We start from the raw sequence: 23,242 nt of genomic DNA on the forward strand, positions 1-23,242 counted from the left end.
TGCGCTTGCCGATTTCGCATAGGAGACATCGATTCACGGTTCTATGGCCTGCCTGCTGCTTTATTAATGGCTACGGTTGAATGCCCATTAGTAAGGAGTTTAGTAAGGAGTACAGACGGTGTTGCAGTAATGCCTGTTGCCGCTACGGACATTTAGACGTCTTTGCCGTATTCGTGCATATGTGTGCCGTATTTGCCCGTCGCCTTGCCGATATCACATAAGCGAGTGCCGAATTAGCCCATCGCGCCGCGGTCGCAACCAGTCCAATAGAGCCTCGCAAATCCCGCATGGCGCGGCTCGATGTCGAGTGCGCCTTTTACATCTCGGGAATGGGGGGCTGTATGAATCACATCTATCGTCTGGTCTGGAACCGGAGTCTCAACGCGCTGGTCGTGGCCTCCGAATTCGCCTCTTCTAATTGCCGCGGCGGCTCGTCAGGCGCCAGCGGTCAGGTCAGGGTGCGCAGAGTTCCCATCCTGGCCTTTTCTTTACTTGCGTCGTTGGTCCTGTTGGCTATTGCAGTGCCGCTGCCTGGCTATGCAAGCACGATCTCTACCAATGGCGGTTCTGCCTGCGGCGGTATCGGTGGCACCGGGACCGGGCCTGACGGCGTGACGACTTACACCAATGCAGCCCAGGTCGATGGCAATGGCTATTACTCGACGGTAGCCGGTTGCTCCGCTAATGGCGGCCTCAACATCGGTGTCACGCTGTACGGCAACTTCACCAAGGTGACCGGTGATGGCGGTTCCGCCTTCGGCTTTGGATCAGTAGCAGCGAAATGGGCTGCGGCGATCGGCCTGCAGGCAAAAGCGACCGGCCAAAGCACCTTTGCCGCGGGTTTCAATGCCAATGCCGCGGCGTTGTCATCGGTAGCCATCGGCAGCGCGGCGCAGGCCACCAATACCACGCTGGCCACGCTTGGCCAGCGGCGTACCGACGGTCTGGGTTTCCCCACAACCAATGCCGCCGGCGGCGCTACGGAGATTTCCTTTAGCCCCATGGCGCTCGGCAACGATGCACAGGCCACCGGCAGCGGCGATAACGCGATCGGTTCCAGTAGCCGTGCCACCGGCGGTGTCGGTGTTGCCTTGGGCGACGGCGCCAATGCCAGCAATAACAGCGCTATCGCGATCGGACCGGCGGGTTATGCCAGCGGCAATAGCTCGATCACTATCAGCCGCATGGGTGTAGCGTCCGGTGACTTCAGCATGGCATTCGGCAATGTCTCCACCGCGCTTGGCAACAGCAGCATGGCGATCGGCAACTCCGCCTATGCCACCGGCAATCGTGCGATTGCTTTCGGTGCTTCAGCCACCGGAGCAAAGACCCAGGACACCACCACCAATACGCAAGCCGTCGGAGTGGATTCGATCGCTCTCGGCACGACGGCGGTGGCCTTTAATAACAATGCATTGGCCTTTGGCCTGAACTCGGTAGCCGGCGTCAGCGGTTCCGGCACGGTGCTCAACGATGCCGCGATCGGCAACGGCGCCAAGGCAACGGGAGGTAATTCAATTGCCTTCGGTACGGGTGCGACTGCCAATGCGGCAGGTGCGGTGGCGATCGGTCAGACGGCTGTTGCTACCGGCGGCAAAGCGATTTCGATCGGCGTCGGCAATACGGCGACAGGTAATGGCGCCGTAGCCATCGGCGATCCAAACGTCGCGACCGGTGTCGGCGCGGTGGCCATGGGTGCGAACAATACGGCGAACGGCCAGGGAGCGGCCGCGATCGGCAATACGAATGTGGCCACGGGGCAGGGCTCGGTGGCGATGGGCAATACAAGCCAGGCAAATGCGGCCGGCTCCCTGGCGCTAGGCGATACCGCTATCGCCGGCGGTAACAACAGCATCGCGCTGGGCACGAATGCGAGCGCCAGCAAGAATTTCGGTATCTCCATCGGCAATGGTGCGAAGTCCAGTGGCGCAAGCGGCGGTTCGGTGGCTATAGGCAACATCGCCAACGCCAGCGGTATCGGTGCGATTTCGGTCAGTAACACTGGGTCATTTGCTGTCAGTTCGACGGTTTCCGGCACCGATGCGATCGGTATCGGCAATGGCACTTCAGCGGTCGGCGTGTCATCCATCGCATTGGGTTCAGCCGCCGGCACTACGGTAGCCGGTGCCTATGGTCTGGCCTTCGGCGACGGCTCGGCTTCCTCGGCCGCGCAGGGCATCGCTATCGGTCGTCAGGCCAACGCCAGCACGGCGAACGGTATCGCCCTGGGCAGCTTTTCCGCCGCGACTCGCGGTGCGCTCGTCGGCTATACCGGCTATGCCGTCGGCAGCAGCAACTCGGGCGGCGAATTGAATATCGCCAACGCCGGTAGCGGTCGTCAGATCACCGGTGTCGCCCCTGGCCGCGACGCGACCGATGCGGTCAACGTCAGCCAACTCAACCAGGTCGGCCAGAATGCGGCGACCTCGTTCGGCGGTGGCGCTTCGCTCAACGGAGTAACCGGCGTGTACACCCCGCCGTCCTACACCATCAACACGATCAGCACGACCGGTGCCAACACCGGCAGCGCCGCCAATAATAATGTGGGTGCGGCGCTCACGGCATTGAATACCGACGTGGTGAACACCGCGGCGATCGCGGTGAAATACGACGCGGTGGGCGGCAACACCATCACCCTGGGTGCGACGGGCGGTGTCGGTGGGCCAGTGGGTGGCGTGAAGATCACCAACCTGACTCCGGCTACGCTGAGTGCGGTCAGTACCGATGCGGTGAATGGTTCGCAGCTTTTCGCTACCAACAGCATCGTCAACAACATCACCAGCGGTGGTGGCATCAAGTACTTCCACACTAATTCGACCAAGGCCGACAGCAACGCCGCCGGCACGGACAGCACAGCGATAGGCCCGGTTGCCAATGCGTATGGCAACAGCTCGGTTGCGCAAGGCCTCAATGCCGTCGCGGGTGTAAACGGTACGCCGACCACGGCCAACGATATCGCGCTGGGCAATGGCGCCCAGGCCACCGGTGGCAACTCGATTGCGCAGGGCACGGGCGCGATCGCCAACGCCGCGGGTGCGGTGGCGATTGGTCAAACGGCAACGGCGACGGGCGGCAAGGCGATTTCGATAGGCGTCGGCAATACGGCGACGGGTGACGGAGCCATAGCCATGGGCGATCCCAATGTCGCCAACGGCGTTGGTGCGGTGGCCTTGGGTGCGAATAACACGGCGGCCGGCAATATAGCGGGCACTAAGGCCGCCAATGGCGCGATAGCCATTGGCAACAGCAATACCGCCATCGGTGAGGGAAGCGTCGCTTTAGGCAACACCAGCAATGTCGCTGCTCAGCATTCGATAGCGATCGGCAAGGCAGCTACCAGCAATAGCGAAGAAGATATAGCCATTGGCCTCAACTCGGTCGCCGGCACGGTGGGCTCCCCAGGCACTATTCGGAATATTGCCATCGGCTCCAGTGCGCAAGCGACGGGTAACGATTCCATCGCCCTGGGCGACTTCAGTAGTTCGACCGGTGCATTCTCTACGGCCGTTGGCGAAGCTGCTTCGGCGACCGCTCAAAGTACGGCCATAGGCGTGCAAAGCAAGGCGTCTGGCTTGAACAGTCTGGCTGCAGGCGCTAATGCAACTGCAAGTGGCTCTACTTCAGTAGCTTTGGGCTCAGGGGCGACCGCGACAAACGCAGGCGATGTGGCGCTGGGTTCAAGCTCGACGACGGCCGCGCCGCATGCAGGTACTTTCGCCGAATACGGCGGCACGGCGGCAGCGACAGCACCGACCTCAGTGGTGTCGATTGGCGCGGCAGGCGCGGAGCGTCAATTGCAGAATGTCGCTGCCGGTGTGCTCTCGGCGGCTTCGACCGATGCGATCAACGGCTCGCAACTCTTCAGTGTCGTGACCGGCGTGAACAATCTCGGCACATCGGTAGCCAACACCTTCGGCGGCACCAGCGCCTACGACCCGACAACGGGCAAGGTCACGGGTGGCTTTACGTATGCGGGTAATCCCTATACCAGCGTGCAGAACGTATTCAACGCGATCACTGGCGGTGGCACTACGCCGGGCATCAAGTACTTCCATACCAACTCAACGTTGGCAGATTCGAATCCGGTAGGCACTAACGCGATCGGTGTCGGTCCCGTCGCCAATGCCTACGGTAACGCTTCGATCGCACAGGGCTTTAATGCGGTGGCTGGCGTATCGGGCTCATCGGCGACGGTCGTCAACGATGTCGCCATGGGTAACGCCGCTAAAGCCACCGGCGGTTCTTCCATTGCACTAGGCGACACGGCCGTCGCTAATGCGGCCGGTGCCATTGCTATCGGCCAGACGGCGACGGCTACCGGCGGCAAGGCGGTATCGATCGGTGTCGGTAATACAGCCAGCGGCAATGGCGCGGTGGCGATTGGCGATCCGAACTCGGCAACCGGCGTTGGCGCGATAGCCATGGGCGCGAACAATACGTCGAATGGTCAGGGTGCGGTGGCCTTGGGCAATACCAATACGGCGACCGGGCAGGGCTCGGTCGCGCTGGGCAATGCATCGACGGCGTCGGCGGCGGGCTCGCTGGCTTTCGGCGACACCGCGAATGCGGTGGCTGCTAAGGGCGTAGCCCTGGGTTCGGGTGCGAAGGCGGCGAATGCCAATGACGTCGCGCTGGGTTCGAGTTCAGTCACCGCCGCACCGCATGCCGGCACTTTCGCCGAATACGGCGGCATCGCGGCGGCGACAGCGCCGAGCTCGGTGGTATCGATTGGCGCGGCAGGCGCGGAGCGTCAATTGCAGAATGTCGCGGCGGGTGTGCTCTCGGCGGCCTCGACCGATGCGATCAACGGCTCGCAACTCTTCAGCGTCGTGACTGGCGTGAACAATCTCGGCACATCGGTAGCCAATACGTTCGGCGGCACCAGCGCCTACGACCCGACGACGGGCAAGGTCACGGGTGGCTTTACCTATGCGGGTAATCCCTATACCAGCGTGCAGAACGTATTCAACGCGATCACTGGCGGCGGTACCACGCCGGGTATCAAGTACTTCCATGCCAATTCGACCGGGCCTGATTCCACGGCGACCGGTACGGATGCCGTAGCTATCGGCATGAGTGCCTCGGCGACCAATATCGGTGGCGTCGCCCTCGGTGCGAACTCGAAGGACACGGCGGCCAATACCACCAATGGCACGGTGACGCTGGCTACGGCCGGCCCGGTCACGTTGCCGTTCAACAACGCCGGCAATACGGTGGCCGGTTCGGTTTCGGTGGGTTCGGGTGTGGGCGCCAATGCCAACCGGCAAATCTCGAATGTGGCCGATGGCTCGGCGCCGCATGACTCGGTGAATGTCGAGCAGTTGTCGAACGTCGCCAGCCAGACCAATAACGCGATCAACGGCATTGCCAGCGGCAAGGTCGGCCCGTTTGTTTCCGATAATTCGATCACGGCGGTGCAGCCGGTGTCGTCGGGCGCGAATGCTTCGGCCGGCGGCTTCGGTGCTTCGGCCACCGGCAAGGCCTCGACGGTGGTGGGTAATGCGGCGACCGACAACGGTGTCGCCAACTCCACCGTGCTGGGTCAGGGCGCAAGTATCACGGCGGCCACACCCGGTTCAAACGTTGCCTTGGGTCAAGGCTCGGCCGTGACGGCGGCGGCGGTGCCGACGGCCAGCACGGTCATCGGCGGCACGACGTACAACTTTGCCGGTGTCACCCCGGCCGGCGTTGTCAGTGTCGGCGCGGCAGGCAACGAGCGGCAGCTCACTAACGTAGCGGCAGGTCAGCTCTCGGCCGCCTCGACCGATGCGGTCAACGGCTCGCAATTGTTCGCTACCAATAGCGCCGTCAACAACATCGCCAACGGTGGCGGCATCAAGTATTTCCATACCAACTCGGCGTTGGCTGATTCGAACGCTGTAGGCACGAATGCGACCGCGGTGGGTCCCGTCGCCAATGCCTACGGTAATGCGTCGATCGCACAGGGCTTTAATGCGGTGGCGGGTGTCAATGGCACGCCGACGACAGCTAACGATATCGCCTTGGGCAACGGTGCCCAGGCGACAGGCGGCAATTCGATTGCCCAGGGTAACGGTGCGATCGCCAATGCGGCCGGTGCCATCGCTATCGGTCAGACGGCGACCGCTACCGGCGGCAAGGCGGTATCGATCGGTGTCGGTAATACGGCCAGCGGCAATGGCGCCGTGGCGATTGGCGATCCGAACTCGGCAACCGGTGTGGGTGCCGTTGCGATGGGCGCGAACAATACGTCGAACGGCCAAGGTGCGGTGGCCTTGGGCAATACCAATACAGCGACCGGGCAGGGTTCGGTCGCACTAGGCAATGCATCGACGGCGTCGGCGGCGGGCTCGCTGGCTTTCGGCGACACCGCGAATGCGGTGGCCGCCAATGGCGTGGCGTTAGGCTCGGGCGCGAAGGCGGCCAATGCCAATGACGTCGCGCTGGGTTCGAGTTCAGTCACCGCCGCACCGCATGCCGGCACTTTCGCCGAATACGGTGGCACCGCAGCGGCGACAGCACCGACCTCGGTGGTGTCGATTGGCGCGGCAGGTGCGGAGCGTCAGTTGCAGAATGTCGCGGCGGGTGTGCTCTCGGCGGCCTCGACCGATGCGATCAACGGCTCGCAACTCTTCAGTGTCGTGACCGGGGTGAACAATCTCGGCACATCGGTAGCCAATACCTTCGGCGGCACCAGCGCCTACGACCCGACGACGGGCAAGGTCACGGGTGGCTTTACCTATGCGGGCAACCCCTATACCAGTGTGCAGAACGTATTCAATGCGATCACTGGCGGCAGTACCACGCCGGGCATCAAGTACTTCCATGCCAATTCGACCGGGCCTGATTCCACCGCGACCGGCACGGATGCCGTAGCTATCGGCATGAGCGCCTCGGCGACCAATATCGGTGGCGTCGCCCTCGGTGCGAACTCGCAGGACACGGCGGCCAATACCACCAATGGCACCGTGACGCTAGCTACCACCGGCCCGGTAACACTGCCGTTCAACAACGCCGGCAATACGGTGGCCGGTTCGGTTTCGGTGGGTTCGGGTGCGGGAGCGAATGCCTATCGGCAGATTTCGAATGTGGCCGATGGCTCGGCGCCGCACGATGCGGTGAACGTCGAGCAGTTGTCGAACGTCGCCAGCCAGACCAATAACGCGATCAACGGTATCACCAGCGGCAAGGTCGGCCCGTTTGTTTCCGATAATTCGATCACGGCGGTGCAGCCGGTATCGTCGGGCGCGAATGCTTCGGCCGGTGGCTTCGGTGCTTCGGCCACTGGCAATGCCTCGACGGTGGTGGGTAATGCGGCGACCGACAACGGTGTCGCCAACTCCACCGTGCTGGGTCAGGGCGCAAGTATCACGGCGGCCACACCCGGTTCGAATGTTGCCTTGGGTCAAGGCTCGGCCGTGACGGCGGCGGCGGTGCCGACGGCCAGCACGGTCATCGGCGGCACGACGTACAACTTTGCCGGTGTCACCCCGGCCGGCGTTGTCAGCGTCGGCACGGCAGGCAACGAGCGGCAGCTCACTAACGTAGCGGCAGGCCAACTCTCGGCCGCCTCGACCGATGCGGTCAACGGCTCGCAATTGTTCGCTACCAATAGCGCCGTCAACAACATCGCCAACGGCGGCGGCATCAAGTATTTCCACGCCAATTCCAAGCTGCCCGATTCGCAGGCGCTGGGTGTGGATTCGGTCGCTATCGGTCCCAATGCCAAGGCCGCCAATGCCAGCGATGTCGCGCTGGGTTCGGGCTCGATAACGGCGGCGCCGCATGCGGGCACGTTCGCCGAATACGGCGGTACGGCAGCAGCGACGACGCCGGCCTCGGTGGTGTCGATCGGTGCGGCAGGCAGCGAGCGTCAGTTGCAGAATGTCGCGGCCGGTGTGCTCTCGGCGGCCTCGACCGATGCGATCAATGGTTCGCAACTTTTCAGTGTCGTCACCGGCGTGAACAATCTCGGCACGTCAGTAGCCAATACCTTCGGCGGTACTAGCTCTTACGATCCAACCACCGGCAAGGTCACCGGCGGCATCAGCTACGGCGGCAACACGTATAACAGCGTGCAGAACGTGGTCAACGCGCTGACCGGCGGTGGCACGACACCCGGTATCAAGTACTTCCATGCCAACTCGACCCTGGGCGATTCGAACCCGGCCGGTGCCAACGCCATCGGCATCGGACCGGTAGCCAATGCTTACGGTGACGGTTCGATCGCACAGGGCTTCAATGCCGTGGCTGGCGTGTCAGGCTCATCGGCTACGGTCGTCAACGATGTCGCTATCGGTAATGCAGCCCAGGCTATCGGCGGTTCTTCCATTGCCATCGGCGACACCGCCCTTGCCAATGCGGCCGGTGCGATCGCCATCGGGCAAACGGCGACGGCCACCGGCGGCCAGGCTGTGTCGATCGGTGTCGGCAATACCGCCAGCGGCAATGGCGCGGTGGCGATTGGCGACCCGAACTCGGCGACCGGTACCGGCGCCATCGCGATGGGTGCCAACAACACATCGAACGGCCAGGGCGCGGTAGCGCTAGGCAATGCCAACACTGCTACCGGTCAGGGCTCGGTGGCGCTGGGCAATGCCTCGACGGCCGCGGGGGCAGGTTCGCTTGCCTTGGGCGACACGGCCAATGCGGCGGCTGCTACAGGTGTGGCTTTGGGCTCCGGCGCGAGCGCCAACTTTGCCAATGACGTTGCTCTGGGCGCGGGTTCGATCACTGCGGCAGCGGTAGGCACGGCGAGTGCCAGCATCAACGGCACGACGTACAACTTTGCCGGTACCGCACCGACCTCGACGGTCAGCGTGGGCAGCGCGGGCAATGAGCGCACGATCACCAACGTGGCGGCAGGGCGCTTGAGCGCGACCAGTACCGATGCCACGAACGGTAGCCAGTTGTTTGCGACCAATAATGCGGTAACCAGCCTGGGTAACACGGTCAACAACATCAACAACGGCGGCGGCATCAAGTACTTCCACGCCAATTCGACGCTGGCCGATTCGTCGGCGACGGGTACCAATAGCGTAGCGGTGGGGCCGCAAGCCGTTTCGGGCGGAGCCAGTAGTGTGGCTATCGGTAATGCCGCCGCTGCGGCTAACGGCAACTCAGTGGCATTGGGCGCCAATTCGACCACCTCGGTGGGTGCGCAAAGTGGCTACAACGGTGCCTTCAAGGCTCCCGGCAGCAGCAATTCGGTGGGCGAGGTTTCGGTGGGTTCGGCCGGCAGTGCCCGCAAGATCACCAATGTGGCGGATGGTTCGGCACCGGCCGATGCGGTCAATGTGAGCCAGTTGCAGGCCGGTGTGACCAACGCGGTCACGCAGGCGAATAGTTATACCGATCAGCAAGTGAATAACTTAATCATCACGGCCGGCCCGACCGAGTTCAAGTCCAACAGCAAGGGCGCGCGCAGTGCCGGGCCGAATGCGGCAGGCCCCGACTCGGCGGCCGGCGGCGCTGGTGCGTTTGCCTCGGGCAGCAACAGTACGGCGGTGGGTAACAACTCGACGGCAAGCGCGGATAATTCGGTTGCGATCGGGCAGGCCTCGGTAGCTGATCGCGCCAACACCGTATCGGTCGGTACGGTCGGTGGCGAGCGGCAGATCGCGAACGTTGCCGCCGGCACGCAAGGTACCGATGCCGTGAATGTCACTCAGTTGAAGGCCGCGCAGGCGGGCAGTGTGCAGTACGACACCAATGCCGACGGTAGCGTCAACAACAGCAGCATAACGCTGGGCAATGGCGGTGGCCCGACCACTATCCACAACGTGGCGCCCGGCACGGCCACCACCGATGCGGTCAACGTGGGGCAGCTCAACGCGGTGAAGGACTGGTCCAAGAGCTATACCGATCAGCGCTTCAACAGCATCAATCAAAATCTGAACAAGATCGGCAATCGCGCTAACGCCGGCGTGGCTTCGGCGATGGCGATGTCGGGTCTGCCGCAGGCTTATCAGCCGAACCAGAGTTCGGCCGCCGTAGCGTTGGGCAGTTTCCATGGCGAGACCGGTATCGCTATCGGTGTATCGACGATTTCTGAAAGTGGCCGCTGGGTCTACAAGCTCAACGCGACGTCGAACACTCGCGGCGACGCCGGTGTCTCCGTTGGCGCGGCGATGGTCTGGTAACGCCGCCGCTGCTCGGTATCCCGACCACGTATGTGGTCGGGTGCGGCGACGATTCACAACCTACCCATGGGGGCTCTGGTCATGAATGTAGAAACGAAGAAATGGATGCTGGCGCTGACCTTGGGAGCGACGGTTGCGGCGCTCACCGGTTGCGGCACTGTCAGCAAGCAGGTGGCGAGCGATGGCAGCAAGGCGGAAACGATCGTTTTTCCAGACGCTAAAGAGGCCAGGCCCAAGGGTGGAATCTTTCCTAGTCTGGACAACCTGCGCAAGATCGAGTCGGGCGTGACCAAGGCACAGGTGCAAAACCTGCTCGGCCCGCCACATTTCCATGAAGGCATCTGGGATGTGCGCGAATGGGACTATTTGTTCAACTTCCGCAAAGACGGTCAGGTGCTGGTGTGCCAATACAAAGTGCTGTTCGACAAAGACAAAGTGGCGCGCAGTTTTTACTGGTCGCCGGAATCGTGCGCCGACTTGCTCAAGCACAAACATGCTGAGCCGATGAAGCCCAAGGAGCTCAAAGAGCCGCTGCGGCTGTCCGCCGATGCGCTGTTCGATTTCGACCGCGCGGATCTGAAACCGCAGGGGCGCGAACGCTTGGCCGGGCTGTTGGATCAACTGCGTACGGCCAGTGAGGTGCAAAACATTCGCGTGGTGGGCTATACCGATCGCATCGGCAGCGATAGCTACAACATGAAATTGTCGGAGCATCGCGCCGAGACGGTTCGCGATTACCTGACCAGCAACGGTATGGCGAGTGCGGCGATCCAGGTCGAAGGCCGCGGCAAGGCCGATCCGGTGGTCGATTGCAAAAACAATATGCATCGCGCGGAGTTGATTGCCTGCCTGGCGCCCAATCGCCGGGTCGAACTGACAGGAGTTGCCAAGCCATAAGACAAAGTCGGCCCTGATCGGCACCGTGGGAGACACATGTCCACGTCCCGGTGTCGCATAACGCGGGCTAACCGCCCCCCTGGTGCCCAAGTAACCCACGGTGTCGATCAGGGCCGACTTGTTTTGAAGTCAAACTTGAAAAATCGAAGCGGAATGTGCGGACAGGCGAAAGATGATGTCGCCGAAAGCGGTAGCAAGTCGATACAGTGATGGCGCTGTGTGTTGGCGCTTCTTGGTAAGAGCCCAGACTCTTAAGAACCCAGACTCTTGGGAAGTCGGCTTTGATCGGCACCGTGAGAGGACACACATTCTGTTGTGCCGTTTTACGTGGGTCCCCCACCCTCCGGAGCCCAGGTAACTCACGGTGTCGACCAGAGCTGATTTTTACCGAGTGGTTGACAGCCACAGTAACTGACGAAGTGCGCTCATGCCGAAAGCAGGGCGTGGGTATGCAGCCACTGCAGGGCCTTGCGGGTGTGCTCATCGGCCGTGCGGATCAGTTCGTCCGGGTCGACGATACGCTGCCCCTCGCGCAGAAAATTCAGCTCATTTTGCTTGGCACTGAGATGGATCGCCGCACTCAGTTCGTTGATGTCGCGCTGACCGTCGAGCAGGGGCAGCAGTGTCTGCTCGACTACGCCTAGTTGCGCGATGGTTTCATGCCAGAGGTTGAACAGCGAGATCGGCGGGCGTTCGCTACCTTGAAATAAACCCAGGCGGCGCAGCGGTTCCGGCACCAGCGGGTGTTCGGAGGTTTGCTTCGGGACACTGACCCGGTCGAGTCGAAAGCGTATTGCGCTGGCGATAATCAGCCGCTGGATGAAGTTCAGCACTTCATGTTCGTTGGCGCCGACCTCGCTGACCAGAACACTCACAGGCATCGTCGATGGCCACGCGGCAGTCAGTGACCGCATGATTTTCTGCACAATTTCGGTGGGTGCGTCGATCGTTACGCCATGCTCCGAGTGCCAGCTCTCGTGCGGGTTTTCGGGAGAGCTGAAGCGACCGCCGATATGGAAGTTGCGAATGCGCTCGTTATCGATGCGGTAACGAATATCAGCAGCCCGCGCGGTATGTACGAGCAGGGTCTGGCGAAAGGTGCGATTAGTGAGAAAGTCCAGCAATTGTTCCAGCGTCTGCTGACTGTTGTCGCATTCGCGCAGCAGCGGCTGGGCGGCACTGGGATGGTAGTTGGATGCAAACATCGAGGCGATATCCGCTTCCGCCAGATAGCTCAGGCCATGGCGGCCTGCGGCAGCGACAAAGTCGCGGAAGTAGCAAGGTGCATTGCACAGCTCCAGAAACTCATGCACCAGATAGTTGGGATGACCGTGACGGATGATCTCGATATTTTCGTCCATGACTTTCTTCAACACGCTGCCCTCGCGTGCCATGTCGTGCAAGAAGTCGATCATGCCGCGCGCGTAGGCCAGTTTTTCCGCCGGGTTGTCGCGCGTGCCGCCGCGCAACAACATGGCATCGCGCACGATCTCCTTCGCCTTCCAGCCCGGATAAACGTTGTAGCTGATATAGGCCAGCCCTTCAGGGCTCAGGCATGCTTGCGATACGCGAAGAATGGCTTCACGCACCTCCTCGGGCACCCAGCTATAGACCCCATGGCAAATGATGTAGTCGAACTGGCCGAAGTTTTTGTCGAGATCGTTGATGCTGCTATGGATCAAGTGAATATTGTCCAGACCCATAGCCTGGATAGCTCGTTGACCCGCCTTGATCTGCACCTGTGACAGATCGACGCCAACCACCTTGGCGCCAGGATGGCGAATCGCAAACGGAATGATATTGCCGCCGGCGGCGCAACCCAGCTCAAGCACTCGCGCATGTTCGAGCGGTGGCGCATCGAGCCCGAAAAGATGGGCCGTGGCACGTAGATGCTCGGGCGTGCTCTGCGGAAAAGCCGACGAGGTATAAGGCAGATCGTCATAGGCTTTGCTGATTTGTTCGACCATGGTCACCATTTAAAACACTCCTGGTGTAGGTTGTCAGCGACAGTCGATTATCTTGGCGGGCACGTCAATACACCAGTTGCACTCGATGACACTGCAGCGACTGCAAATCCACGGTGGTTTGGCCCAGGTCCAGGCCAAGCGTGTTCTGCAGCACCGGCGTGAGTATCAGCGAACCGATCTGGTCGAGCGGCCCCTGCAAGGCCTGAGTGAGGAAGCTGAGCAAGCCGAGAAAAGCATTCGAGTTGGCCCCGGCGCCGCCGCCCGACATCGCGCCGCTGATGACCCCGATGCATGCTGTTTGACTGCCAAGCGCGCATCCCAGGTTGTTGAGTACGCCCGACAAAGTATTGCCCACGCTGTTTAGAAGGCTGCCCACGTCACCGAGTAATCCCGGCACATTCAGTTGCACGGTATTGCCAAGCAGATCGAGCACGCTGCCGGTCACATTGCCGAGCAAGCCTTGCAAGCCCTGCGATGCGGTTTGCACCTCGTCCAGCGCTTGCTGGGCTCTTGCCGGATAACTCAGGCTTTTGTTGGTGCCGTTCCAAAGGTCGGTAGCGGTTTGGGTGGCTGCCGTCGATGGGTTGGCTGGCGGCTGCGTGCCCGTATTGGCGATCAAGGCGGTAGTCAGAGCGGTAACCAGGTTGTTCACCGTCGTGCCGATGGCAAGCGGATTGCCGCCTCCGGGGATGATGGCGGTCTGCCCTGCTATCAGCGTTCCGGTTCCGTTGGCTGGTAGGGGATTGGTCGCGAAAGATGTGTTCAAGCTGAGCAGATTGATCCCCGCCGCGCTCAAGCCGAGCAGTTTCAGCGGGGTGTTCGCACCGGGAATCTGGTCGCAACCGGCGGCGGTCGAGAAGGCATTGGCCTGGGTGATATTGCCGACACAGGCTTTGAGTATGGACGAGGTTACCGCGATGGTGGCCTGCGACTGACCGGTACTGTCAGTGGTGTCGCATAAGCCGGTCAGCTTGGCCTGGGCATCGACCAGATCGATGGCAATCGGCAGATTGACGTATAAGTTGATGACGCCGCCAAGCAGCGGAACGCTGGCCGGATTGGGTGTGGTGATATGGATAAAGGTGCGCACTTGCGCTGTGTAGGCGGTGGTGCCGACACCGCCGACGCCCATCGAAGGTGGCTCGATAACGCTCGTCACCGCATTGATATTCAACAGGCCGAGATTGAGGTTGGTGGTGTTCTGGATCGCATGTTGCCCGGTCGCCACGCCGATGGCTGTGTTCAATAGCTGCAACGCATTCACCTGCGCATTGAGTGCGCTTTGCGCGGCGCCATCGGGCGCCACGATTTGCGCGAACAGGCCGCCCGGACTATTCGTAGTCGAGCCCAGAACCACGTTCAAGGGGATGTTGCCGAGCTGGGCGGTGATCGCATTAATCAGGCTTATATTCGCGCTGGTCAGAGCCTGTTGCCCGGCCAGGGTGACGATGGCATTCAACACATCGATCAACGCATGCGCCTGCAATTGCGCGGCTAGCAAGATATTGAGATCGCCAACGCCGATGTTGGCTGGCACGGTCACGCCCAGTTGCTTAAGCAGACCCGCCGGCGTGATGGTGACATTGGCCAGGCCTTGGTAGCCGACCAACGAGGTGCCGCCGGCATTGAGGCCGATGCTTTGCAGAAATTGCGGCAGCGTGGCAGCGCCATTGACGCTGAGCAAGGTGGTGCCGACCGAAAACGCCGCAACCGGCGGCAGCCCTGATGCGACCGCTTCGGTACTGACATTGGGCAGGGCCGTCGCGCCAAAAAAGGGCAATACCGAGCGACTCGCGATCACTTTTACCGCATTAGCAGCCACACCGTTGGCGACCGGCGAGAACGCATCCGTGATGCCGGCGTTGGCGATAGGGTCCCAGGTGCCGCAGGTAATCGTCAGGGTGCCGCTGAAGCTATTTTCGGTGACGGCATTGCCGCGCGCGGCACGGTTGTCGGCATTGCCGGCGGTGACGCAAAGCTGCAACTGCTGTGCACCGGCAAGTGCAGCCAGGTCAGCCACTTTCTGCGTATCGCGCTTGGCCCAATAGAGATAGCCGACTTCGATCAAGCCCAGCATGCCCAGCAAACCGATCAGCATCAGCATCATGGCGATGGCGGTTCCGCCACGCTGGCGTAGACCGTTCGGGTGAGCGAAGAGCGGTGTTGCCGTCATCGACTTATCTCCCGTTGTTGGAGTTCTTCCCGACGGTGGTCTGGTAGTACTCGGGAATCGGGTGCTCGAAGCTCTTCAGGTAACGCCGATAGCTGGCGCTTGCTTCGTCGCCCAGCATGGGTAGGTGCTTGCCCGCCTGGGTGCCGTCGGCCTGCAGTTGCAGCAGGTGTCGCGTGGTATCGCCGACTTGCGCGGCGTAGTAAGTCTTCGCCGATGGATCTTGCGGGGCAGGGGACGTACCGGTATCGGCGGCCGCCTGTTGTGCATGAACCAAGGCCGGGACCGATAGCGCGAGCGCCAGGGCGATGATGTTGATGCGCAGGGCTGGCGTATTCATGGGCGGACCTCGCTGGACGCTGGTGTGGTGCCGCGGTCGAGCAGCATGCCGGGGATGCTGGCAGTTTGCGGCAGCGCGCTGTGCGGTGTGGCCTGCTTGACGGAGGCCGTGGGGGCATCGGTGACGGATCTCGTTGCTGCGGTCGGACGCAATTGGACGGCTAATTTCTGTATCGCGTCGCGAGTGGCTTGCGGCAAGTTTGCGCGCTGCATGATGGCGTCGGCCTGCGCATCATCGCCTTGCAACAAGACCCACAAGGCCAAATTGGAAATGACCTTGACGTTGGCGGGTTCCAGCTCGGCGGCTTTCGCCAGTGGCTCGCGCGCCTCCTCGATCCGGCCTGCGGATAGCCGCGCGTAGCCCAGGTCGCTCAAGAAGGCGACGTTGATGGGGTCGAGCTGGACGGCTTGCTGAAGATCCTGCTCGGCCAGGTCGTATTGCTTGCCGGTAGCCGCGATCAGGCCCAGGCCATGCCAGGCAGCGGCAGCCTGGTTGCCGTGAAGCAGGCTTTGATAAGCCTTGCTGGCTGCCTCGGTCTGGCCGGTTTCACGCAAGGCATCGGCTTGCAGTCGTTGCAGTTCGGGCGGGTTGCCGAAGCGCAGCCGAAAGGCGTCGATATGTGCCAGCGAGGCGTAATACGCACCCTGCTGCTGCATCTGCCGTATCAGCTCCAGATACATTGTTTTACTGTCGCTGGCCGGTGTGGCCGGCCCGGCCAGGCTTGGCGCGATCGTGTGATGAGGATAGCCGTCGCGAAAGATCGAACAGGCGCTCAACAGCAGGCAGGTGAGTGCGATAAAAAGTGATTCGCGAACAGGCCATCGCAGGAATGCAGTCACGATCTGTACCCCTAGAATTTCGCCATCGTGCCGATCAACGAGACCACCGCCGGTCCCGCCAATACCAACATCAGTGCAGGCAGCAGGGTGACCATCATCACCACGGTCATCTTCACCGAAAGCTTGCCGGTCTTCTCTTTCATGCTCATCTTGCGTTGCTCGCGCAAGCGTTCGGCGAACTGGCGCAGCGGCTCTTGCACCGCGCCACCGTGCTCATGTACCTGCACGATGATTTGCACCAGGCTCTGCAGATCGTGATTGCCGAACGATTCGGCCAGGCGCCGCAACGATTGCGCGCGCGGGCGGCCGTGAATATAGGCGGCGTTGGCATCGCGAAGCTCTCTGCCCAGCACCGGCAATACGGTTTGAAAGCGCTCTGCAATGGTCTGCAAACTCTGATCCATGCTGAAGCCGACACCTTGCAGCAGGCGCAGCAGATCGATCAGTAGCGGCAATTCGTCCTCGACCCGTTTGCGCAGGCGGTTAGCCCAGCCGTTGAGTGCGAATTTGGGCAGCAGCAGGCCCACCGCTAGCGCGCTTAGCAGCGCGACGATCGTCTTGGCGCTGTCGGCGCGATACCACAAAGCCAGCAATACCGGTAAGAGCAATGCCAGCACCAGCCGCATGCCGAGAAAGGTGGCGCGTCCGGTGGCGGTGTTCCAGTTGGTTTGTTCGAGCAGCAGGCGATCTTCCGGCGCCAGCAGGATGTGGCCGATGCGGCCGTTTTCAAAACGGCGGCCGATCGATTCCAGGCTGTCCAGTCCGCGACGCCACAGTGCCCGTCCGCTATCGGCGGCGGCGCTGCCATGTCCGCCAGACTGACGCAGCAGTGCGCGATCGATCACCCGTGTTTGCTGTGCATCGTGGCGGGATCGCTGCAACGCATTGACGCCGAACAGCGCCAGGCCCGATGCCAGGGCAAGTACGGCCAGCACAAACAGCACCGTGACGCTCATAGCGATTTGGCCAGGCGATACAGCAGGAAGCCGCCGACCGACTCCAGCGCCAGCGCTATCAGCAGCAATTTATGGCCTAGCGGATGGGTGAACATCGGCATAAAGAAAGTCGGATTGCACAACGTCATGAAGGCAGCCACGATCAGCGGCAGCAATCCGAGTACCCACGCCGATAGCCGCGTTTCCGAGGTAATGGCGTGCAGCTCCTGCCGCGCATGACTGAGGTCGCGCATGAAATCGCTCATGCGCTGCAGAATCTGATCCGCGCGACCGCCCATGCGCATGCCTGTACCCAGCACCACGTGCAGAAGTTCCAGCGCTTCGACCCGATACGGTTGCGACGCCAGTTGCAAGGCGCGGTCCAGATCCAGCCCGCTGCGCGCCGATTGCATGGTGCGGTCCAATACGGCGCGCAACGGCATCTGCACTGAGGTCGTCGTGGCTTGAAAGGCCATCGGCAAACTGTTGCCGATGCTCGCCATGCGCACCAGGCCATCAAGGAAGTCCGGTAGCTGCCGCAGTATTTGCTTCTGCTGCTTTTCGATGCGCGCGCGTAGCCACAGCCAGACCACGGCGACATACACGACAAGCATCAAGGGCACGGCCAGGATGCTGCCGATGCGCCACCATCCCGCCAGTACCAGCGCAAGGCCGGCCAGCAAAAGCATGATGGGTATGCGCCAGCCTGTCGGCAAAGCAGCACGCAGGAGCAGCGCGTCCAGGTGCTGTTCGCCGCGCTTGCGTAGCGGGGTTTTTGGAGCGAGCGCGATGGCGGGCACTGGCAGGGGCGGCGTACCGGCAAGGCTGTGTTCGATATGCGCCATGCTCTTGCGCTGCTGCTGGCGAGCCGCGCTGCCCCACCACAGCTCGATGGCGCCGGCCAGTAACAGCAAGGTCAGGCTCAGCAATGCCAGTGCCTGAATCATGACAATGCTGCCCCGGCATCGTGCAGGAACTGGCGGAACGACTCCAGTTTGTGCGTGTGCGGATGGAAGCCTAAACCAGGCCAGCGATCGTGCTCTCGGCCGTTGATGTCGACAAAGGTTTCGTGCCGGTACATTTCCTGCGTGGCGATAATGTTGTCGCTGACTCCGGTGACCTCGGTGATCGATGAGATCACCCGACGGCCACTGCCGAGACGGGCGATCTGGACGATGAAGTCGAGCGCGCTGGCGATCTGTCGGCGCAGGCTGGTCTCACTGCCTTGAAAGCCGGCGAAGCCGGACAGCATTTCGAGCCGATACAGCGCATCGCGCGGTGAGTTGGCGTGGATGGTGGACATCGAGCCGTCATGGCCGGTATTCATCGCCTGCAGCATTTCCAGCACCTCGGCGCCGCGTACCTCGCCGACCGCGATGCGATCGGGCCGCATGCGCAAGCTGTTGCGCACCAGGTCGCGAATGCTCACCGCGCCGCCGCCATCGAATCCGCCCAGGCGGCTCTCCAGCCGCACCACATGCGGGTGATTGAGCGAAAGTTCGGCGGTGTCTTCTACCGTAATGACGCGCTCGTTATGCGGGATGAAACTGGCCAGGGCGTTAAGCAGCGAGGTCTTGCCCGAGCTGGTGCCGCCCGAAATCATGATGTTGCAGCGCCCGAGCACGGCAGCCTGCAGCAAGGCATGGATCGGACGATCGAAGGTGCCGCGCGCCAGCAGGTCGTCCGGTGTGAAGGGATCCTTGCGGAACTTGCGGATGGATATGCTTGGCCCGGTCACCGAAAGCGGCTCGATGATCGCGTTCAGGCGGCCGCCATTGGGCAGCCGCGCATCGACCATCGGATTGGATTCGTCGAGTCTGCGGCCCAATGGCGCGAGGATACGGCGCACGATGCGCAACAGGTGCCGGTTATCGCTGAAGCGTACGGTTTCGCGTTGCAGGATGCCGCCGCGCGATACGTATACGTCTTGATAGCCGTTGATAAGAATGTCTTCGACTTCCGGGTCCAGCAGCAGATCATCCAGGGGGCCGAAACCTGTCAGTTCCTTGACCAGTGCGCTGGATACTTTGCGCATCTCCGCTTCGTTGATCGGAATGCGCCACTCCTGCACGAAACTCGCCGTCTCGGTATCGACATAGTGGACGACGACGTCTTGTGTCCACGAGCCGATATCGAGGTGCTGGTCCTCGATGCGGTTCAGCAGAAATTCGTGCGCGGCCGCCAGCACGTCGTGAAACTGCTGAGTGTGTTCGAAGGGCATGCTGGGTATATCAGCGTGAGTGGTGGACATATCGATACTCCGCGGCGCAGCAGGCAGGTAAGCCGGTTAAATTCATGGTGTCTTCCATCGAAAGCCTCCTGCGCGACGGATGAGTTTTTTCCAGGTGGGCGAATCGTCGTGCGGTTGCGGCCCGGTATGCAGTTTTGCCAGCAGCGGGCTCAGCGCGCGGATATACGGATCGCGCGGCGCCGTTTGATGCAAGAGCAAGCCCTGATTCGCACAGGTACGCAGCGCGTGGGCGCGATCGGGCAAGGTAGCCAGCAGCGGCAATTCAAAGCGATCCGCGATCTGGCGGGCGCCGATACCGCATTCTTCATCATGGCGATTGATAATCAACGACAACCGCTGGTCGCGCACCTGCAATTGTTCGAGCTGGCGCAGGCAGCTATTAAGCGATACCACCGAGGCGATCCCTTGATCGGCGATCAGCCAGATCTCATCGGCGGCACGCAGCAGGCTCGATGGAATCTGCCCGCATGGCTGGCCGCCGAGATCGCATAACAACAGGCTGGAAATATTCAGCAGGCGATCGATCAGCACGCTTGCCTCGATGTTGTCGGCGAGCGGCTCGGGCGCATCCGGCGCTTGCGAAAGCAGCGCCAGGTGGCTGGCGTGATGCGGCAATGCCGTGCGGATCAAGGTGGGGTCGATGCGGTCGGCATGGCGCAGCGCATCGCCGTAGTGGAAATCGCCGGCCAGGCCGAGGTAAAGCGCGGCGTCGCCGGCGGGATGTCCAAGGTCGAGCAGTAGCGCCTGCGGTGAGGTGGTATCGGTGGCGGCATCGATGGCGGTGATCGCCGGCATCGCCAGTACACCCAGATGCGCGGCCAGCGTACTGGTGCCGACACCCGGTCTGACGCCGAGCAGAATCATCAGTCGCCCGCGCTTGCGCGGCGCGGCTGCAGGGTGTTTCGAGCTAGGCGTTGCCGGCTGCAGCACATGATTGAGCAGCGTGCGGATTTCCTCATCGGTGGCATCCATGTCGACGAAATCACGCACGCCGGCACGCAACGCGGCCAGCACGCCAGTGGCCCGGTCGGCAGCCGTGGAGCCGACGCCGAGCAAGGGGATATCGGGTGTCAATGCACTCAGTTGATGGGCCAGCGCCGTCGAGGCATCGGCGTTATCGCGGGCGTAGTCCAGCAATACCAGCCGTTGCCCTTGCTGCTGTTGCGCCCAGCGTTCGGGCGAAAAAATCCGGCTGTCTTCCCAATGCACGCTGGCCAGACTCCGCAATCGGGCGGCCAGTCGTTGCGCGCGCTTTTCGTCGGGCGAATAGAACAGCAGAGTCACGCCGGGCTCCAGCTTGCTGATAGGTGATATGGAGGCGGTTGTCGGCATGATGCGCCCCTTCAGCGGGAGAATCCCGGCAGTTGGTCCGAGCCGGCCGGGCTTAGCAGCCAGGCCCCCCATACCGGCAGGTGGTTTTCTGCCTCGCGCTGTCCGGGTAGCGGCAGCACCGCATCGCGAGCTATCGGCTGCACCAGATGCGGCGTGACCATAATCACCAGCTCCTTGTCTTTGCGGCTGTATTGAAGGTCGCGGAAAAACGCACCGAGAATCGGGATGTCGCCGAGCAGCGGAATCTTGTTGATCTGACTGCTGATGGATTGGCTTACCAGTCCGCCGATGACGAAGGTTTCACCATCGCCCAGCTCCACCGTGGTGTCGGCGCGGCGCGTGGTGATGGCCGGCACCGATACGCCGCTTATCACCACCGCATTGGTGTAATCCAGATCGCTTGCCTCCGGCGCGACTTTCAAGGCGATCCGGTCGGGGCCCAGTACCGTTGGGGTGACGGTGAGGCCGATGCCGAATGATTTGTAGACGATGGTGGTGGTGCCTAATCCCTGTGGCTCGGGAATAGGCAGTTCGCCACCGGCGAGAAAGCTGGCGCTCTGGCCGGACAGCGCGACCAGGGTAGGCTCGGCCAGCACGCGGGCGAGGCCGTCGCCTTGCAATATGTCGACATTGCTACTCCAGAAATGTTTTCCGTTGGCGCTTACATGGCTCATGACCAGATTGAAGGCCGATGAAATGACGCCATTCGGGCCCTGGTTCGTCGGGCTGGTGAAGCCATAGTTGAAACCGTTATTACCGGCCTTGAAACTCAGGCCGATCTGACTCATCGCCGTTTTATCGAACTCCACCACTTTCACGTCCACCTGCACCACGCCGCCGCTGGCGACGGTCGATACGTCGGTGACTGCCGTGCCTTTGCCGCCGGTGGCATCAGCCGCCGCGGCCAGGGTCTGTTCGTGGTCGAGCAGGGTAGGCGCGCTGCCATGTAGCAATGCTTTGCCATCCTGGATGGCGAGTTGGGCGCCGCTGCCGGTCTGCAGTTGCGCTTGGATGGCACTGTTTACCTGCACCAGTAGCCGCTGCGGCGAGGCCTGGCCGCGATGCCATAACAGCAAGGTGGTCTGTCCCGCTTGCTTGCCGACAAGCAGATAAGGGGTTCGCCCTTTGATCCTGATTAGATCGGCCACGCTGGGGTCGGCGATAGCTACCCGCTCGACGCTGGAAGGCAAGCTCCACGGTCGCTGTTCGTGTGTCTGCAGGACGATATCCGCACCATCGGCCGCCGTGACGGGAACGGCGATCATCATCGTCAACACGACGGCGCAGAGCAGGTTGCACAGTGCACGAAAAGTCATGGCGGGTATCCGTGGCCTCATAGCGGGTGGTTCCCGGTGGCGCTGGCCGCATTACTTGGCGTGCCGCGGATGATCTCTACGCCCTGCGCGGTACTTCTGCGATGCAAGGTGCCGCTGCGTACCGTGCCGATCGAGCGGCCGCTGAGTCCCGGACCATCGATGCCTGCGTAGGCGTGATTCTCCGGTGAGGCAAGTAGCTGCTGTTGCTCGCTGGTCAGACTGGTCAGCGGCGCCAACACACTGGATGGCTGCGTGAACAACGTATCGTTCGGTTGGCCGTCATCGCTGGGATGACGCAGCGCCAAGGCCAACTTGCCGTTCTGCGCACCCAGCAGCAGCCGGTCGACTTCGGCCACCGGAACCGCCAATACCGCCGTCCGCGGTGGTTGCGGCCCGTTGCTGGCGGACTTGGTCGAGGCTTGATCGGGGCGGGGCGAGTTGGCCTGCTTGCTCGCCGACGGCGGCGCAGCGGGTAGATCCTGTTCGCCATAAGCCAATACGCGCAGGCGCGATAGCAGCAAGCGTGTTTGAGTCTGGTCTTCTTTAGATGTATTCATGCCGGCGGGCTGGGTGTCCTTCAAGCTGAGAAATACATCGACGTAATCGCCTGGAAATATCCGATGGCCGGCACCCGCCAGTTCGTCGACGGGCACGGCCAGCGCTCGCTCGCCGGGCCGCAGCGCCAACGCCACGCCATGCGCGAGTAGCCCGGCCGTGATGGCGGCTCCTTTGGGGACATCCACCAGCGGTACTTCGCCGGCCACGGCATCGACGCTTGCATAGCTGGCAGGCGGGCGCTGCGCTGAACCGACCACTTGCAGCGAGGATGGCGAAATCGGTTGGCCCGCAGGCAAGGTATCGGCGGCCACGACCATCGACGACTCCGTCGTAAGTGTCGCCTTGGGGTCGGGCGCTGCCGTGGCGTTGACAGCCACCGGTGTGTCGGCCGGCTTTATCGCGCGACGGCCCAGGCCGAAGGCAAGCAGGGCCAGCAACACGGCAATGACGACCAGCAGCAGAGCGACGATGCGGGTGATTTTCTGCATCGGTAAGGTCTCCGGGTTGAGGGCGACA

Annotated in this window: 12 protein-coding genes; 2 read left to right on the forward strand and 10 right to left on the reverse strand. The window is 62.1% G+C overall.

The features are described from left to right. Positions 1–341 precede the first annotated feature (341 nt). Positions 342–10,121, forward strand: coding sequence for an ESPR-type extended signal peptide-containing protein (locus DVJ77_RS21125; RefSeq protein WP_162791485.1), 9,780 nt, complete (start codon positions 342–344; stop codon positions 10,119–10,121). Positions 10,122–10,202: 81 nt separating this feature from the next. Beyond that, positions 10,203–11,018: an OmpA family protein gene (locus tag DVJ77_RS13605; protein ID WP_114846035.1), complete on the forward strand. Its 816-nt coding sequence runs from the start codon at positions 10,203–10,205 to the stop codon at positions 11,016–11,018. A gap of 425 nt (positions 11,019–11,443) precedes the next feature. Here the strand turns inward: DVJ77_RS13605 and DVJ77_RS13610 are convergent, their stop codons facing one another. Genes DVJ77_RS13610 through cpaB form a run of 10 tightly spaced genes read right to left on the reverse strand, consistent with a single transcriptional unit; the run spans position 11,444 to position 23,214 of the window. Continuing rightward, positions 11,444–12,994: a methyltransferase regulatory domain-containing protein gene (locus DVJ77_RS13610; protein ID WP_114846036.1), complete on the reverse strand. Its 1,551-nt coding sequence runs from the start codon at positions 12,992–12,994 to the stop codon at positions 11,444–11,446. A gap of 55 nt (positions 12,995–13,049) precedes the next feature. Continuing rightward, the gene (locus DVJ77_RS13615; protein WP_114846037.1) at positions 13,050–15,158 is read right to left on the reverse strand and encodes a TadG family pilus assembly protein; all 2,109 of its coding nucleotides are present in this window, start codon (positions 15,156–15,158) and stop codon (positions 13,050–13,052) included. Positions 15,159–15,162: 4 nt separating this feature from the next. Then, on the reverse strand, positions 15,163–15,495 hold the full coding sequence (locus tag DVJ77_RS13620; RefSeq protein ID WP_114846038.1) for a DUF3613 domain-containing protein: 333 nt from the start codon (positions 15,493–15,495) through the stop codon (positions 15,163–15,165). Next, positions 15,492–16,334 carry a tetratricopeptide repeat protein gene (locus DVJ77_RS13625; protein WP_225427989.1) on the reverse strand — a complete coding sequence of 281 codons (843 nt, stop codon included), beginning with the start codon at positions 16,332–16,334 and terminating at the stop codon, positions 15,492–15,494. Before DVJ77_RS13625 ends, DVJ77_RS13620 begins: the two co-directional genes overlap by 4 nt. An 11-nt stretch (positions 16,335–16,345) precedes the next feature. Continuing rightward, positions 16,346–17,290: a type II secretion system F family protein gene (locus DVJ77_RS13630; RefSeq protein WP_114846039.1), complete on the reverse strand. Its 945-nt coding sequence runs from the start codon at positions 17,288–17,290 to the stop codon at positions 16,346–16,348. Further along, positions 17,287–18,216, reverse strand: coding sequence for a type II secretion system F family protein (locus DVJ77_RS13635; protein WP_114846040.1), 930 nt, complete (start codon positions 18,214–18,216; stop codon positions 17,287–17,289). The genes DVJ77_RS13630 and DVJ77_RS13635 overlap by 4 nt, the downstream gene beginning before the upstream one ends. Beyond that, positions 18,213–19,520 (reverse strand): TadA family conjugal transfer-associated ATPase, encoded by a 1,308-nt coding sequence (locus DVJ77_RS13640; RefSeq protein ID WP_114846041.1) that lies wholly within the window; start codon positions 19,518–19,520, stop codon positions 18,213–18,215. Before DVJ77_RS13640 ends, DVJ77_RS13635 begins: the two co-directional genes overlap by 4 nt. 42 nt (positions 19,521–19,562) lie before the next feature. After that, positions 19,563–20,852, reverse strand: a complete 1,290-nt coding sequence (locus DVJ77_RS13645) for a CpaE/TadZ family protein (protein WP_114846042.1) — start codon at positions 20,850–20,852, stop codon at positions 19,563–19,565. 11 nt (positions 20,853–20,863) lie between these two features. Continuing rightward, positions 20,864–22,168, reverse strand: a complete 1,305-nt coding sequence (locus tag DVJ77_RS13650) for a type II and III secretion system protein family protein (RefSeq protein ID WP_380039263.1) — start codon at positions 22,166–22,168, stop codon at positions 20,864–20,866. 17 nt (positions 22,169–22,185) lie between these two features. Beyond that, positions 22,186–23,214, reverse strand: a complete 1,029-nt coding sequence (cpaB, locus tag DVJ77_RS13655) for a Flp pilus assembly protein CpaB (protein WP_114846044.1) — start codon at positions 23,212–23,214, stop codon at positions 22,186–22,188. Between the last annotated feature and the right edge of the window lie 28 nt (positions 23,215–23,242).

The organism is Dyella tabacisoli, assembly GCF_003350925.1.
GTDB lineage: Bacteria > Pseudomonadota > Gammaproteobacteria > Xanthomonadales > Rhodanobacteraceae > Dyella_C > Dyella_C tabacisoli.

Excerpts from the sequence above, each read along its gene's own strand:
- DVJ77_RS13630 (WP_114846039.1), bottom strand. The coding sequence starts at position 17,290 with ATGAGCGTCACGGTGCTGTTTGTGCTGGCCGTACTTGCCCTGGCATCG.
- DVJ77_RS21125 (WP_162791485.1), top strand. The coding sequence starts at position 342 with ATGAATCACATCTATCGTCTGGTCTGGAACCGGAGTCTCAACGCGCTG.
- DVJ77_RS13620 (WP_114846038.1), bottom strand. The coding sequence starts at position 15,495 with ATGAATACGCCAGCCCTGCGCATCAACATCATCGCCCTGGCGCTCGCG.
- DVJ77_RS13615 (WP_114846037.1), bottom strand. The coding sequence starts at position 15,158 with ATGACGGCAACACCGCTCTTCGCTCACCCGAACGGTCTACGCCAGCGT.
- DVJ77_RS13650 (WP_380039263.1), bottom strand. The coding sequence starts at position 22,168 with ATGACTTTTCGTGCACTGTGCAACCTGCTCTGCGCCGTCGTGTTGACG.
- cpaB (WP_114846044.1), bottom strand. The coding sequence starts at position 23,214 with ATGCAGAAAATCACCCGCATCGTCGCTCTGCTGCTGGTCGTCATTGCC.
- DVJ77_RS13635 (WP_114846040.1), bottom strand. The coding sequence starts at position 18,216 with ATGATTCAGGCACTGGCATTGCTGAGCCTGACCTTGCTGTTACTGGCC.
- DVJ77_RS13640 (WP_114846041.1), bottom strand. The coding sequence starts at position 19,520 with ATGTCCACCACTCACGCTGATATACCCAGCATGCCCTTCGAACACACT.
- DVJ77_RS13645 (WP_114846042.1), bottom strand. The coding sequence starts at position 20,852 with ATGCCGACAACCGCCTCCATATCACCTATCAGCAAGCTGGAGCCCGGC.
- DVJ77_RS13610 (WP_114846036.1), bottom strand. The coding sequence starts at position 12,994 with ATGGTGACCATGGTCGAACAAATCAGCAAAGCCTATGACGATCTGCCT.
- DVJ77_RS13605 (WP_114846035.1), top strand. The coding sequence starts at position 10,203 with ATGAATGTAGAAACGAAGAAATGGATGCTGGCGCTGACCTTGGGAGCG.